The organism is Streptomyces sp. NPDC002676 (genome assembly GCF_053592455.1).
Window position 1 is genome coordinate 416355 of record NZ_JBSFVT010000005.1, and the last position, 13821, is coordinate 430175.

A 13821-nucleotide genomic window follows, 5' to 3' on the forward strand; every position below is an offset into this window, starting at 1 on the left:
GGCACATCCTCGGGAGCCGGCGGGTCCGCGAAGCGGAGCGGAGCAGGGAGACCAGGTGGAGCAGGTGGACCAGGGGGACGGAGGCGGGCAGTCGACCCGTCAGCGGTGCGCTGCCGCGCCGGCCTCCCGGGGCGCCGGCAACGCCATGGCGTGCCCGGTCTGGTCCTGCTGCTGAAGCCCGGCTCGGAACTCCGCCGTCCAGTCCGCGGTCTCTGCCTCGACGCGCGAGCGCACCTTGCCGACCAGCCCGCCGATCAGCGTCAACCGGCGCTCGATCACCGCCTGTTCGGGCTGGCCCGTGACATCGCGCAGCAACTCCGCCGACCAGGCCAGCCGGAACGCGTTCAACTCGCCGCGCAGCGCCTGCGCCGCCGTGATGTCACGCATCCAGGCCATGGAGAGTCCGAAGAAGTGGTCGAAGCCCTTGCAGCCGGCGGCTGCGGCGAGGAACACATAGCCCCAGCTCTGGATCTCCGCACCCGTGGCCGCGCCGGCCAGCGGGATCACCGTGCCGGTCGTGGCGAGCGCGATCATCAAGCCCCGGATGACCCGGGATCCGATCCGCTTGAGCCGCTTGTCCTCCAGGTACCACGCGATGGCGTCCTCGGCCTCCTGCTCGGCCCAGGCGCGCAGCGCCTGCACCGACTCCAGCCGCTCCACCGCCGTACCCGTGGCGAGCACCGGAAACCCCCGGCTCCGCAGGTCCCGCCCACGAGCCCTTCCCCCGTCCGGCTGGACAGCCCCTGTGCTCCCCGTCAACTCACCCTCCTCAGCAGGGAATTCGAGTACGAGGGTAGCCGAAATCACAACACCGGGTCGGCTACGTGACGCGGCGCCCGGCCGGCGAGCCGGACGCCGCAACCGCGCACGTCAGGCCGGCGGCGTGACCGCTCGGCCGAAGTGCCGGGCGAAGAACCGGACCGCGCTGTCAGCCTCGAACCTGGGCAGCTCCTTGTGTTTGCCCGAGTTGGCGTGCAGCGTCTTCTCCTTCGAGGCGAAGGCGTCGAACAGCGCGAGACCGGCCTCGCGCGGGATGTGCTCGTCGTCCCACTGCATGTCGAACTCGATCGGGATGGTGATCTGCTTCGCCTTCTCGGCCAGGACATCGGGCCAGTGCTGACCGAAGACCGCGGCCGTGATCCTGGGTTCGACCGCCACGAACGGTACGCCGATCGCGGTGCCCATGTTGATGCCCCAGAAGCCGACCGGCCCGGCGGTGCCGATCTCCGGGAGTTCCTGGAGGGCATCCAGGGTCGCCTGGTACTCGGGCACGGCGAGCTCCGCAAGGTGGTCGTTGTAGCGCACGACGATCGGGCCTTCCGGCTCGCCGGCCGCCCTCGCCCGGTACAGCTCGGCGATTTCCGCCTCGTCGTGCGCCGTACGCGGCCGGTCGCCGTGACCGGGCGCGTCGATGACGGCGACGTGGAAGCCGCAGCCGGCCACGAGGAGGCGGGCGCGGCCGGACATCGCCGGGTGCTTCTTGTGGTTGCCGCCGCCGTGGGCCATCAGGATCAGGGGCGCGCGGTCGGCTGCCTTGGAGGCCGGCGACCAGAGGACGCCGGGGACGTCGCCCAGGGTGAAGTCGCGTTCGAGCATGCCGTTCGAGGACGACTCGGCGGTGAACTGCAGGGAGTGCACAGGTGTTGCCTTTCGGGAGTGCCTTGGTGTCGAGGCGCTCCCGGCGACACCTACGTCAATCGCCGGCCGTGACGGGAAGGGGGAGCACCCACGTCGATACAGCGTTCATGGGTCTCACCTCCTCGGGCGGTGTCACGGTCGACTGGAAGCTACCAGCCCGATGGTCATCCCTTCAACCCTTTTCCCCGCGGCTGGGGGACACCGTCGTACCTGCTCACTCCTCGTCGGGCTCCAGGCGCAACGAGACCGAGTTGATGCAGTACCGCTGGTCCGTCGGAGTGGGGTAGCCCTCGCCCTCGAAGACGTGGCCCAGGTGGGAGCCGCAGCGGGCGCAGCGGACCTCGGTGCGGACCATCCCGTGCGAGCGGTCCTCGACCAGCTCCACCGCGTCGGTGTCCTTGGGGTCGTAGAAGGACGGCCAGCCGCAGTGCGAGTCGAACTTGGTCTCGGAGGTGAACAGTTCGGCGCCGCAGGCCCGGCAGGAGTACACGCCCATGGTCTTGGTGTCCGTGTACTCACCCCGGAAGGCCGGCTCGGTGGCGGCCTGGCGCAGCACGGCGTACTCGGCCGGGGTCAGCTCCGCGCGCCACTGCTCGTCCGGCTTCTCGACCTCGTACGACATGAGCCTCAACCCTTCTACTGGGACAGCTACTGGGACAGACGGTCCAGGATCCGCGGGCCCAGGTCGGTCACGTCGCCCGCGCCCATGGTGAGAACGAGATCGCCGGGCCTGGCCATTCCCGCGATCACGGCGCAGACCTCCGCCTTGTCGTGCACGGCGGTGACGTCGGCGCCCGCCGCGCGGGCCGCCTCGATGATGAGGTCGCTGGTCACGCCGGGGATCGGGTCCTCGCGGGCCGGGTAGATGTCGAGCACGACGGAGGCGTCGGCGAGCGCCAGCGACTGGCCCATCTCCTTGCCCAGCTCCTGGGTGCGGGAGAACAGGTGCGGCTGGAAGACGACCAGGATCCGGGAGTCGCCGGCCGCGGACCGCATGGCCTCCAGGTCGGCCGTCATCTCGGTCGGGTGGTGCGCGTAGGAGTCGATCACCTGCACACCGGCCGCCTCGCCCTTGAGCTGGAGCCGCCGCTTGACGCCGGTGTAGGCGGCCAGGGCGGGCGCCAGCTCGGCGGCCGGGATGCCGAGGGCGGCACCGGCGGTGAGCGCGGCGACGGCGTTGAGCGCGTAGTGACGGCCGGGGACGGAGACCCCGAAGGTCAGCTCCTGGCCGTCCAGCACCACGGTGACCTGGCTCTTCAGCCCCTGCGGGACGATCGCCAGGACCCGTACGTCCGCGTCCTCGGCCTCGCCGTAGGTCACCGTCCGCGCCTGCTGACCGGCCAGCCGCCGGGTCAGCTCGCGGGCGCCCTCGTGGTCGGCGGAGATCACCAGCGTGCCGCCGGGCACGATCTTGCCGGCGAAGGTCTCGAAGGACTCGTAGATCTCGTCCATCGAGGCGTAGTTGGCGTGGTGGTCCAGCTCGACGTTGAGGACGATGGCGACCTCGGGGGCGTACTTGTGGAAGCTGCGGTCGGATTCGTCCGCCTCGGCGACGAAGATCTCGCCCTCGCCGTGCAGCGCGTTGGAGCCGGGCGCGTCCAGGTCGCCGCCGATGGCGTACGACGGCCCCAGGCCCAGCTCGCCGAGGGAGACCGCCAGCATGGAGGTGGTGGTGGTCTTGCCGTGGGTGCCGGCGACGGCGATCGGGCGCAGGCCCTCCATCAGCGCGGCCAGCGCGTCGGAGCGGTGCACCACCGGGATGCCCAGCTCGGCCGCGCGGGCCAGCTCCGGGTTGTCCTGGCGGATCGCCGACGACACGATGACACAGCTGGCGTCGTCGGCGAGGTGCTCGGCGGCGTGCCCGATGTGCACGGTGGCGCCCAGCGCCCGCAGTGCCTCGGCGGTCGCCGAGTCCTTGGCGTCGGAGCCGGCCACCTTGGCGCCGCGCTGCGCGAGGATCTTGGCGATACCCGACATCCCGGCGCCCCCGATGCCGATGAAGTGCGGTCGGTCCATGGCGGTAGGAAGGCCGGGTGCCATGCGTTCTTCTCCCCAGGATTACGGTGCGGGCTGAGCGTCCCTACCCTATGCGCTGAAACACGGGACACCTTGCAGGGGGCGTGCGGCCCGCTCGGGCGAACCCAGGGGGTGTCTTCTGGATCTTGCCGGCGTCGCGGGGTCTGGCACGCCACCCCCTAGTCCTCCCCGTGCGCAAACAGCTTCAGCACCGGCACCCCCACCTTGTGCCGGGCCCGCGACGCCCAGTCCCTGTGGAAGAACTCCTCCACGTAGTGCGGAGCGGTCAGCACGATCACCTCGTCCGCCCCCACCTCGGCCACCAGATCCTTCAGCGCGTCCAGCGGATGGTGCTCGACGAGTCTCCCCTCCGCCTCGGTCCCGGCGGCCCGCAGCGCCCGCACAGAGACGTCCAGCGCCTGCTCGGCAGGCGCCTTCGCCGCCTCCCCCTCCGACGTCAGGCCTTCGCGGACGGCGTCTTCCAGTTCGCCGAGCGCGAGGTCGTCGATGGCGCGCAGCAGGCGGTCCTGGTCTCCGCGCGGCTGGAGGAGCACGTGGAAGGAGACCGGCTCGTCCGCGTGCAGGGTCGTGACGAAATCCACGTCGACGGACGACAGGGCCTTCTCGATCATCAGAACGCTTGTGAACACCGGGCGCCTCTTTCTCCCCGTGGGCCCGCTCAGGCCCTGCGGAAACCATCCTTCCCCGTGCTCGCACGGGCTCTGCGGACTAAGTGTGCCCATCGAAAGCTAAACGGAACGACACATTCCGCTGTTTTCAGGACCTGCGGTAACGACCGAACAGAAATCCGCCTTCCTCCAGAAGGGACACGAGTTCGAAGCGGCGCGGTACGGCGACCGAGGGGCCCCCGGCGATGCGCTGCGCGTCCCCCGCCGTGAGCATGGGCGACAGGGTCAGGCACAGCTCGTCCAGCACCCCGGCGGCCACGAACTGGCCGAGCAGCCGGGGCCCGCCCTCGGTGAGCAGCCGGGTGTGACCGAGGCCAACGAGGGCTCGTACCGCGTGGGCGGGGTCGACGCCCGTGCCCTCACCGGCGATCAGGACCTGGGCACCGGCCCCCTCGGCGGCGGCGACGCGGTCCGGGGCCGCCCCGGCGCCGGTGAGGATCAGCGTGGGCACCAGGGGCGAGGTGAACAGCGGGAGGGAGAAGTCGAGCTCCAGGCTCGCGCTGACGACCGCGATCGCCGGGGCCGGCCCCTGTCCGGCCGCCTTGCGGGCGGCGGCGAACTCGGCACGCGCGCGTGCCGGGCGGTACCCCTCCTGCCGTACCGTTTCCGCACCCACGACGACGACGTCCGCGAGCGCCCGCAGCGTGCCGAAGATCCGCATGTCGGCGGCGCTGGAGATGGGCTGGGAGCGGCCCTCGTGCTGGGCGGCACCGTCCAGCGTGGAGACCATGTTGGCCCGCAGCCACGGCCGCGGGGCGCCCGGCTCGGGCCGCGGGTAGGCGTATGCGGCGGCCAGCTCGGCGAGGCCCCACTCACGGTCCACGAACGCACCGGGAGCCCCGGCGGCCCCCGCCGCCCCCTCCCCCTCGATGGCCTCGATGGCCTCGATGCCCTCGGCGCCCCCGGCAGGGGTCTGGGCTGCTGTTTCGTCGGTCACAGGGAACAGGCGTCGCATGTCGTGCAGTCTGACACGGCGCTTAGCATGGGTGACCGTGTCGTCCTCCACCTCCGCCCCCGGTTCCTGTCCTCTGACCGAAGCGGGCCCGCTGTCCCTGTGCGCCCGCGAGCCGCACGTCCCCGCGGACCGTCTGGTCGCCGAGATGGTGCCGCCGCCGCGCTTCGACTCCGTGCGCTTCTCCACCTACATCCCGGACCCGAAGCAGCCCAGCCAGACCGAGGCCGTCGGTGTGCTGGAGGGCTTCGCGGGCGGGCTCGGCGGCGCGCACGCCTCCGGCGCCGGCAGGCCCGCAAGGAAGGGCCTCTTCGGTTTCGGCCGGGCGAAGACCCCCAAGATCCCGGCCGGCCCGCGCGGCGTCTACCTGGACGGCGGCTACGGCGTCGGCAAGACGCACCTGCTCGCCTCCCTCTGGCACGCCACCCCGGCCGAGCCCGCGCTCAAGGCGTTCGGCACCTTCGTCGAGCTGACCAACCTCGTCGGCGCGCTCGGCTTCCAGCAGACCGTGCAGACATTGAGCGGCCACCGCCTGCTCTGCATCGACGAATTCGAGCTGGACGACCCCGGCGACACCGTCCTCGTCTCCTCGCTGCTGGGCAAGCTGGTCGAGGCGGGCGTGGCGCTCGCGGCCACCTCCAACACGCTGCCCGGCAAGCTCGGCGAGGGCCGGTTCGCCGCCGCAGACTTCCTGCGCGAGATCCAGGGCCTGTCCGCCCACTTCCGCACCCTGCGCATCGACGGCGAGGACTACCGGCACCGCGGCCTGCCCGAGGCGCCGGCGCCGTACTCCGACGAACAGGTGACGAAGGCGGCGTACGCCACCGCGGGCGCCTCGCTGGACGACTTCCCTCACCTGCTGGAGCACCTGGCCCGGGTGCACCCGAGCCGGTACGGCGCCCTGACCGACGGGCTGAAGGCAGTGTGCCTCACCGATGTGCGCCCGGTGCCGGACCAGTCGACGGCGCTGCGCCTGGTGGTGCTGGCGGACCGGCTGTACGACCGCGAGGTCCCGGTGGTGGCCTCCGGGCTGCCGTTCGACCAGCTGTTCAGCGAGGAGATGCTGAACGGCGGCTACCGCAAGAAGTACTTCCGCGCGATATCCCGGCTCACCGCGCTGGCCCGTGACTCGAACGGGCTAATCGCCGGGTAGCCGCGCAACTTCCTGACAACCGCTCAAAACATGCGGGTCACGGGCCAGTTCAGGCCACGTGACCCGCATTTCTTTTGCGCCCTCTGTCGCGCGCAACCTCCAGTTGACCTTGCAGAGGACTTTGCGGGGTTAACATCTTCTTGACCATCCATTGACCTATGCTTGGGGTGCACTAGACAGACCACCGCCCTGCAGCCACCGGCCACTCCCGGTGCCCCGCAACACCGCACCACCGCACCACGAGATCGTCCCGAGCCCACTCGCCGGCAGCGCTTCAGGTCTTCCGCTGCCGAGAGACGGCTTCCCACACACACGAACGTCGTGCAGGCCCGACGCGCCACTGCAGCGCGCCAGGAGGAATCCACATACATGCAGCCCCTCATCGACAACGCCCGTACGTTCGGACAGCGCCCTGAGGAGTTCGCCAAACTCGCAGAAGGCCAGTCCCCGCAGGTCCTGTTCATCACCTGCTCCGATTCCCGGGTCGTCCCGGCCCTGATCACGGGTGCCCGCCCCGGCCAGCTGTTCGAGCTGCGCACCGCGGGCAACATCGTTCCGCCGTACGCCTCGCAGCATCCCACCAGCGAGGCCGCCACCATCGAGTACGCCGTGGAGGTGCTCCGCGTCCAGGACATCGTCGTCTGCGGCCACTCGCACTGCGGCGCGGTCGGCGCGCTGGTGCGCGGCGACGACCTGACCGCCGTACCGGCCGTGCGCGACTGGCTGGCGCACGCCGCCCCGCGCCCGGCCGGCGCGGCCGAGGACCCGGAGGTCGCCGAGGGCGTGCGCAGCCACGTCCTGACGCAGCTGCTGCGGCTGCGCTCGTACCCGTGCGTGCAGCGCGCGCTGGCGGCGGGCCGGCTCGCCCTGCACGCCTGGTACTACGAGGTGCACACCGGCGCCGTACGGGTGCACAGCCCGCACACCGACACCTTCGAGGCCCTGTGAGCGCGCCGGTGAACAGCACGCTCATATCCCGTTTCCCCCAACTGAGACAGGACTTCGCCGCCTCTCTCGTCGTCTTCCTGGTCGCGCTCCCGCTGTGTGTGGGCGTGGCCGTCGCCTCCGGGGTGCCGGCCGAACTCGGCCTGGTCACCGGCATCGTGGGCGGCCTCGTCACCGGGCTGATGCGCGGCAGCAGCCTCCAGGTGTCGGGGCCGGCCGCGGGACTGACCGTACTCGTCTTCGAGGCGGTCAAGGAGTTCGGGCTGCCGGTGCTCGGCGCCATCGTGCTCGCCTCCGGCCTGCTCCAGCTCCTCATGGGCACGCTGAAGGTGGGCCGTTACTTCCGGGCCATCTCGGTCTCGGTCGTGGAGGGCATGCTGGCCGGAATCGGCCTGGTCCTGATCGCCGGACAGCTGTACCCGGCCCTGGCGGCCCAGGCTCCCGACTCGCCACTGGGCAAGATCGCCGGGCTGCCGGGGGCGTTCCTCGACGCCCCCGGCGACGGCGGGGCGCTCGCCTCGCTCGCCCTGTGCGCAGGCACGATCGCGGTGCTGGTGCTGTGGAAGCTCGCGCCGACGCGGGTGCGTGCGGCGCCCGGTCCGCTCGCCGCGGTCGGCCTCGCCACGGTGGCCGCGCTGGTGCTCGACCTGCCGGTGGCCACCATCGAGGTGAAGGGGCTGCTGGGCTCCGTCCAGCCGCCGCCCCTGAGCGCGTTCGGCGAGCTGGCCGGGCTCGGGGCGCTCGGCACGGTCGTCGCGTTCACGCTGATCGCGTCCGCGGAGTCGCTGTTCAGCGCGGCTGCCGTGGACCGGCTGCACCCCGGGCCGCGCACCGAGTACGACAAGGAGCTGGTCGCCCAGGGCATGGGCAACACGGTGTGCGGGCTGCTCGGCGCGCTGCCGATGACCGCGGTGATCGTGCGCAGCGCGGCCAACGTCCAGGCGGGCGCCCGTACGAAGGCGTCCCGGGTGCTGCACGGCGTCTGGCTTCTGCTGTTCGCGGCCCTGCTGCCGGACGCGCTCGCCTGCATCCCGCTCCCGGCCCTCGCGGGCATCCTCATCCACTCCGGCGCCAAGCTCGTCCCGGTCCGGGCGCTGGCCGCGCTGTGGCGCGAGCACCGGGGCGAGGCACTGGTCCTCGCGGCCACGGCCGTGTCGATCGTGGCGGTCGGCATGTTCGAGGGGGTGCTGATCGGCCTGGCACTGGCGGTCGCCAAGACGGCCTGGGAGGCTTCGCACGTCCGGCTGGAGGTGGTCGACAAGGGCGCGGGCCCGATCGAGGCGCACCTGTCCGGCAACGCGACCTTCCTGCGCCTGCCGAAGATCCTCGAGAGCCTGGAGTCCCTGCCCGAGGACCGCCCGGTCCGCCTCGACCTGTCCGGCCTCCACCATCTGGACCGCGCGTGCCGCACGGCACTGGAGAACTGGGACGGCCATGATCCCGGGCCCGGCGCGCGCCCATGGCTTACACCCCGGGCCCGTCCTATCGTTGAGAGCAACGAACAAAAGCAGACCTCTCGGTGAGGAGGTCGTCATGCTCCAGGAGCTGCTGGGCGCCGCCGCGGCGGTGGGTTCCGCCGGCGTGGTGTACCTGGCGATGGCGGCGCGGGTCGTCAAGCAGTACGAGCGGGGCGTCCTGTTCCGCCTCGGCCGGGTCGCGGGCGACGCACGCACGCCCGGGCTGACGCTGATCATCCCGTTCGTGGACCGGCTGCACAAAGTCAACATGCAGATCGTGACGATGCCGATCCCCGCCCAGGAGGGCATCACCCGCGACAACGTCACGGTGCGCGTGGACGCGGTGGTCTACTTCCGGGTGGTCGACGCGGCGAGCGCACTGGTGAAGGTCGAGGACTACAAGTTCGCGGTCTCGCAGATGGCACAGACCTCGCTGCGGTCGATCATCGGCAAGAGCGACCTGGACGACCTGCTGTCCAACCGCGAGAAGCTCAACCAGGGCCTGGAGCTGATGATCGACAGCCCGGCGGTGGGCTGGGGCATCCAGGTCGACCGGGTGGAGATCAAGGACGTGTCGCTGCCGGACACGATGAAGCGGTCCATGGCCCGGCAGGCCGAGGCCGACCGGGAGCGCCGGGCCCGGATCATCAACGCGGACGCCGAGCTGCAGGCCTCGAAGAAGCTCGCCGAGGCCGCCCAGCAGATGGCCGACACACCGGCCGCCCTCCAGCTGCGGCTGTTGCAGACGGTGATGGCGGTGTCGGCCGAGAAGAACTCCACGCTGGTCCTGCCCATCCCGGTGGAGCTGCTGCACTTCCTGGAGAGGGGCCACCGGCAGCCCGCGCCCGACGGCCACCAGCAGGCCGTGACGGAAGGTCAGGAGCAGCCCGCGCCGGACGACCCCCAGCAGGCCGTAGTGGAAGATCAGGAGCCTGCGCCGGACTGCGGGCGCGAGCAGCTCCAGGGCTGACGGGCAGCGCATGCGCAGCGGCAGAGGAGTGGTGGTGATCGCGGTCGCGCTGGCCGCCGTGTCCGGGTGCGGTACGGGCGGGGACGGCGGCTCGGCGTCCGCGCCCTCCCCCACCGCCGCCCACCGGATCGCCGTGACGAGCCCCGCCTACCCCGACGGCGGCACGATCCCGCGCCGCTACACCTGCGACGGCGCGGACGTCTCTCCCCCGCTCGCCTTCTCCGGCGTCCCCGCGGGCACGGTCTCCCTGGCCCTGCTGCTCCAGGACCCGGACGCGCCGCACGGCACGTTCACGCACTGGCTGGCCTGGGATGTCGACCCGCACAGCACGCACCTGTACACCGGAGAGCGCCCCAAGGGCTCGATGGAGGGCTCCAACAGCTTCAGCAAGACGGGCTACGACGGCCCCTGCCCGCCGCACGGCGACCGCCCGCACCGCTACGTCCTCACGGTGTACGCCACCGACCGCCGCCCGCCCCTCGCCGCGGACGCCACCCCCGCCGACCTCCTGCGGTCCCTGTCCGGCCACACCCTCGCGACCGGAACACTGACCGGGCGGTACGGCCGATAGGCTCCGAGGCGGCCGACAGGGCTCCTGGGGCCGCTGCCTCCGCGCGGGTGACCGTACGACGCGCCACGGGACATATCGCCACACAAAGGGATACTCGGCCCTACGTTCGTAGGATGATCCCACGAGTACGCCGTATCACCGCCGTCTGCGCCCTGGGCGCGGCTCTCGCCGCCTGCGGCGCCGCGGGCACGCCGGGCAGCACCCGGCCGGGCCCGGCCAAATCCTCCGTCTCCGCGTCCCCGCCCGCCGCGCGGCCTCCGGTCCTGGCGCCGGGTCCGGGCGGTCAGACACCGGTGTTCGAGCACGGCCCGCGCAACCGGGGCAAGACCGTGGCACTGACCTTCGACGCCGACATGACCGCCGACCAGGGGCGGCGTGCCGCGGCCGGCGAGCACTTCGACAACCCGGACCTCATCGGCGCCCTGCGCGCGCTGAAGGTCCCGGCGACGATCTTCATGACCGGCCGGTGGGCCGACCAGTACCCGATCGAGGCCCGCAGCCTCGGCCACGATCCCCAGTTCGAGATCGCCAACCACTCCTACAGCCACTACGCGTTCACCGCCGACTGCTACGGCCTGCCGAGGGTCTCCGCGGACCGGATGCGGACGGACGTCGAGCGGGCGTACGCCTCCCTGCGCAAGGCGGGCGTGCCGAACCCGATGCCGTACTTCCGCTTCCCCGGCGGCTGTTACGACCGGCAGGCGCTGCGCGCGCTCAGCGGGCTCGGGGTCACCGCGGTGCAGTGGGACGTGGTGAGCGGCGACGCGTTCGCCACCGACGCCGACGCGGTGGCCCGGCAGGTGCTGGACGGGGTGAAGCCGGGCTCGGTCGTCGTCATGCACTGCACCCACAGCGCCGCCCCGACCACCCCGGAGGTCGTCCGCACGATCGTGCCGGAGCTGCGCAAGCGGGGCTACCGGTTCGTGAAGGTCTCCGAGCTGATCGGCGAGACCAGCAGCCACCGGTGACCGGCTGTTCAGGAGGACCGGCGGGCGGTGAGGGCGCCGGCCGCCGCGAAGGCCGCGGTGGTGACCAGCGCCGCCCCGGCCAGCGGCAGCAGCGGCACCGGCACCCGGCCGGACTGCGAGCCGGTGACCAGGCCGCTGACCGCGGCCTGCGCCGGAGAGCCCGCGACCACCACCGACAGCAGCGCGGCCAGCAGCATCGCGGGCACCGCGCGTCCGGTGGAGCGCAGCAGCGGCGGGTTGGTGAGCGCACCGACAGCGGAGCCGAGCAGCGCGCAGGCGAGGGTGGCGAGCAGCCCGGCGGCGCAGGCGGGGAGCGGCGGGACGTGCGTGCGGTGGCCGTTGCTCGCCGGGTCGCTGATCAGCGTCACGACGAGCGTCGCCGCCACACCGAGCAACGCCGCGGCGATCAGCGCCGTCAGCAGGCAGGCCAGGTGGGCACGGGCGGGGCCGCGCGCCGCGGCGACGCAGGCGCGCGCCGCTGCCGGTTCGCCGGTGACGCAGAGCCGCACCAGCCAGGCGGCCACCGGCAGCAGCCCGGCGGCGGTGTAGCCGAGCGAGTCCAGGACCGGCTGGCCGCTCTGGACACCGACCGCCAGGAAGGCGGCGTAGAGGATCACCGGGGGCAGCCAGCGCTGGGAGCGCAGCAGCAGGTCGGCCTGGTAGCGCATGAGTGCGGTCATGGACGGCTTTCGGGGTCAAGGGAGGTGGGGGTGGAGGTGGGGGTGGAGGTGGGGGTGGAGGTGGGGCCGGTGGGTGCGACGGCCACCACGTGCCAGGGCGGGCGGGCCGTGAGCAGGGCGCGCAGCAGGACGTCCGAGTGCGAGGCGGGGACGGTGAGGTGCCAGGTGCCGGAGGTGGTCTCCTCGGCCGAGGTGACCGCTCGGGCGGCGTCGGCGGGCAGCCGTCCGCCCGCCGGACCCTGCGCGACGACCCGGACGTGCGGGCCGAGGCCGGCTGAACTCCCCGATTCCGTACGGCGGTCGAGGGTCCCGTCGGCGACGGCGTACGTGGCGTCGGGCACCCCGGCCAGGCGGCGCGGGTCGTGGTCCACGAACACCACGGCGCCCCCGTCGGCGGTCCGCTCGGCCACCGCCCGCTCCAGCTCGGCCCGCGCGCCCTCGTCCAGGCCGGTCCACGCCTCGTCGAGCACCAGCAGCTCCGGCGCGGCGAGCAGCGCCTGGGCCACCGCGACCTTCTGGCTGCTGCCCTTGGACAGGCGGGCCATGGGGCTGCCGGCGTAGGCGGCGGCGCCGAAGCGCTCCAGCCAGTCGCCCGCGAGGCGCTCCGCGTTCCGGCGGGCCAGTCCGTGCACCGTGCCGAGGTGGGTGAGATAGCCGAGGGGAGTGAAGGGCAGCGTGGAGGGGAACCGCTCGGGTACGTAGGCCGTGCGGGGGCGGCCCGTGACGCGGCCCTCCGTGGGGGCGTCCAGGCCGGCTATGAGGCGGAGGAGGGTGGACTTGCCGGTGCCGTTCGCCCCTTCTATGCGGGTGAGGGTGCCGGGCGCGACGATTAAATCGACGCCGCGCAGGACCCAGGGGCCGCGCAGGCCGTAGCGGCGGCCGACGCCGGCCAGTCGTAGATCACGTTGCATGCAGGTATTTTCGTTCGGCCGGAGCGGCTGATCGGCACGGCTCCGGGACCCGTAGGGTTGGCTGGTGTGAGCGCAGTGTCGAATCCCCCCAGTGACAGTCCTTCCAGTGACAGCCCCTTCCAGGACCGGCGTACCTCTCGCGACGAGGCGCCCCAGTTCGTGCTGCCCCTCGTCGTGCGGATCGAGCGGGGCGCGCCGCCCGCCCGTACAGATGCGCTGGAGACCGCCGCGCGTTCCGTGCTCACCCTGCTCAGCGACGAACGCGCCCTCGGCGACGGCGAGTGGGCCGAGGCCGTGCGCGGCTGGGAGGACGCCCGGATCCGGAAGGTCGTACGGCGGGCCCGGGGCGCCGAGTGGCGCCGCGCCGAGGCGCTGCCCGGGATCACGGTGAACGGCAAGTCCGCCGAGGTGCGGGTCTTCCCGCCGGTCCCGCTGGACGCCTGGCCGAAGGACCTGGCCAAGCTCCAGGTGTCGGGCACCGAGCTGGACGACCCGGAGCCGCCCGTCGCCGCCGGTCCGGGACAGCCCGTGCTGTGGCTCAACCCGGAACTGAAGATGTCGGCCGGCAAGTCGATGGCCCAGGCCGGACACGGGGCCCAACTGGCCTGGTGGGCACTGTCCGAGGCCGAGCGCACCGCCTGGCGGGAGGCGGGCTTCCCACTGTCCGTGCGCACCGCCCGGCCCGCCGATTGGGCCGAACTGACGAGCAGCGGGCTGCCGTTGGTACGGGACGCGGGGTTCACGGAGATCGCCCCCGGGATAACAGTCGCAGTCGAGTGGCGGTCGCCCACACATCACGCATAGTCACCCGTGGTCACCAGCCTCACGCGGGAGATCTGAACCTCAAATGTTCCTCTGAACGCCGCCGCGC

15 protein-coding genes are annotated in these 13821 nt (G+C 72.3%); 7 read left to right on the top strand and 8 right to left on the bottom strand.

The genetic code is table 11. The annotated features are described in order from the left end of the window. Nucleotides 1-99 precede the first annotated feature (99 nt). From ACWD3E_RS17825 to ACWD3E_RS17850, 6 genes are all read right to left on the bottom strand, one after another. On the bottom strand, nt 100-807 hold the full coding sequence (locus ACWD3E_RS17825; RefSeq protein WP_451388474.1) for an SLATT domain-containing protein: 708 nt from the start codon (nt 805-807) through the stop codon (nt 100-102). Between the two features lie 63 nt (nt 808-870). Beyond that, a complete protein-coding gene (locus ACWD3E_RS17830) occupies nt 871-1638 on the bottom strand; it encodes an alpha/beta hydrolase (RefSeq protein WP_451388475.1) in 768 nt (255 codons plus the stop codon). A gap of 214 nt (nt 1639-1852) precedes the next feature. After that, a complete protein-coding gene (msrB, locus tag ACWD3E_RS17835) occupies nt 1853-2260 on the bottom strand; it encodes a peptide-methionine (R)-S-oxide reductase MsrB (RefSeq protein ID WP_451388476.1) in 408 nt (135 codons plus the stop codon). 26 nt (nt 2261-2286) lie between these two features. Next, nucleotides 2287-3678 carry a UDP-N-acetylmuramate--L-alanine ligase gene (gene murC, locus ACWD3E_RS17840; RefSeq protein WP_451388477.1) on the bottom strand — a complete coding sequence of 464 codons (1392 nt, stop codon included), beginning with the start codon at nt 3676-3678 and terminating at the stop codon, nt 2287-2289. A gap of 155 nt (nt 3679-3833) precedes the next feature. Continuing rightward, nucleotides 3834-4304: an indole-3-glycerol phosphate synthase gene (locus ACWD3E_RS17845; RefSeq protein WP_451388478.1), complete on the bottom strand. Its 471-nt coding sequence runs from the start codon at nt 4302-4304 to the stop codon at nt 3834-3836. 127 nt (nt 4305-4431) lie between these two features. Beyond that, nucleotides 4432-5298: a pyrimidine reductase family protein gene (locus ACWD3E_RS17850; protein ID WP_451388479.1), complete on the bottom strand. Its 867-nt coding sequence runs from the start codon at nt 5296-5298 to the stop codon at nt 4432-4434. A gap of 37 nt (nt 5299-5335) precedes the next feature. Here ACWD3E_RS17850 and zapE point away from each other — a divergent pair, with 37 nt between their 5' ends. The 6 genes from zapE to ACWD3E_RS17880 all read left to right on the top strand — a co-directional run bounded on the left by zapE (nt 5336) and on the right by ACWD3E_RS17880 (nt 11359). Beyond that, nucleotides 5336-6448 (top strand): cell division protein ZapE, encoded by a 1113-nt coding sequence (gene zapE, locus ACWD3E_RS17855; RefSeq protein WP_451388480.1) that lies wholly within the window; start codon nt 5336-5338, stop codon nt 6446-6448. A 369-nt stretch (nt 6449-6817) separates the two neighbouring features. Beyond that, the gene (locus ACWD3E_RS17860; RefSeq protein ID WP_451388481.1) at nt 6818-7396 is read left to right on the top strand and encodes a carbonic anhydrase; all 579 of its coding nucleotides are present in this window, start codon (nt 6818-6820) and stop codon (nt 7394-7396) included. Between the two features lie 8 nt (nt 7397-7404). Next, nucleotides 7405-8916, top strand: a complete 1512-nt coding sequence (locus tag ACWD3E_RS17865) for a SulP family inorganic anion transporter (RefSeq protein WP_451388482.1) — start codon at nt 7405-7407, stop codon at nt 8914-8916. A gap of 10 nt (nt 8917-8926) precedes the next feature. Further along, complete coding sequence (locus tag ACWD3E_RS17870) at nt 8927-9820, top strand: slipin family protein (protein ID WP_451388483.1); 894 nt, start codon at nt 8927-8929, stop codon at nt 9818-9820. 10 nt (nt 9821-9830) lie between these two features. After that, complete coding sequence (locus ACWD3E_RS17875) at nt 9831-10391, top strand: YbhB/YbcL family Raf kinase inhibitor-like protein (RefSeq protein ID WP_451388484.1); 561 nt, start codon at nt 9831-9833, stop codon at nt 10389-10391. A gap of 113 nt (nt 10392-10504) precedes the next feature. After that, on the top strand, nt 10505-11359 hold the full coding sequence (locus ACWD3E_RS17880; protein ID WP_451388485.1) for a polysaccharide deacetylase family protein: 855 nt from the start codon (nt 10505-10507) through the stop codon (nt 11357-11359). Between the two features lie 8 nt (nt 11360-11367). Here ACWD3E_RS17880 and ACWD3E_RS17885 read toward each other — a convergent pair whose 3' ends face one another. After that, on the bottom strand, nt 11368-12039 hold the full coding sequence (locus ACWD3E_RS17885) for an ABC transporter (RefSeq protein WP_451388486.1): 672 nt from the start codon (nt 12037-12039) through the stop codon (nt 11368-11370). Further along, nucleotides 12036-12950, bottom strand: coding sequence for an ABC transporter ATP-binding protein (locus ACWD3E_RS17890; protein ID WP_451388487.1), 915 nt, complete (start codon nt 12948-12950; stop codon nt 12036-12038). Before ACWD3E_RS17890 ends, ACWD3E_RS17885 begins: the two co-directional genes overlap by 4 nt. 66 nt (nt 12951-13016) lie before the next feature. Here ACWD3E_RS17890 and ACWD3E_RS17895 point away from each other — a divergent pair, with 66 nt between their 5' ends. After that, the gene (locus ACWD3E_RS17895; RefSeq protein WP_451388488.1) at nt 13017-13754 is read left to right on the top strand and encodes a peptidyl-tRNA hydrolase; all 738 of its coding nucleotides are present in this window, start codon (nt 13017-13019) and stop codon (nt 13752-13754) included. Nucleotides 13755-13821 lie beyond the last annotated feature (67 nt).

What these genes read in the sequence shown, in the direction of transcription:
- ACWD3E_RS17875 (WP_451388484.1), top strand. Translation starts at nt 9,831, where the DNA reads ATGCGCAGCGGCAGAGGAGTGGTGGTGATCGCGGTCGCGCTGGCCGCC.
- msrB (WP_451388476.1), bottom strand. Translation starts at nt 2,260, where the DNA reads ATGTCGTACGAGGTCGAGAAGCCGGACGAGCAGTGGCGCGCGGAGCTG.
- ACWD3E_RS17860 (WP_451388481.1), top strand. Translation starts at nt 6,818, where the DNA reads ATGCAGCCCCTCATCGACAACGCCCGTACGTTCGGACAGCGCCCTGAG.
- ACWD3E_RS17890 (WP_451388487.1), bottom strand. Translation starts at nt 12,950, where the DNA reads ATGCAACGTGATCTACGACTGGCCGGCGTCGGCCGCCGCTACGGCCTG.
- ACWD3E_RS17885 (WP_451388486.1), bottom strand. Translation starts at nt 12,039, where the DNA reads ATGACCGCACTCATGCGCTACCAGGCCGACCTGCTGCTGCGCTCCCAG.
- ACWD3E_RS17850 (WP_451388479.1), bottom strand. Translation starts at nt 5,298, where the DNA reads ATGCGACGCCTGTTCCCTGTGACCGACGAAACAGCAGCCCAGACCCCT.
- murC (WP_451388477.1), bottom strand. Translation starts at nt 3,678, where the DNA reads ATGGCACCCGGCCTTCCTACCGCCATGGACCGACCGCACTTCATCGGC.
- ACWD3E_RS17870 (WP_451388483.1), top strand. Translation starts at nt 8,927, where the DNA reads ATGCTCCAGGAGCTGCTGGGCGCCGCCGCGGCGGTGGGTTCCGCCGGC.
- ACWD3E_RS17880 (WP_451388485.1), top strand. Translation starts at nt 10,505, where the DNA reads ATGATCCCACGAGTACGCCGTATCACCGCCGTCTGCGCCCTGGGCGCG.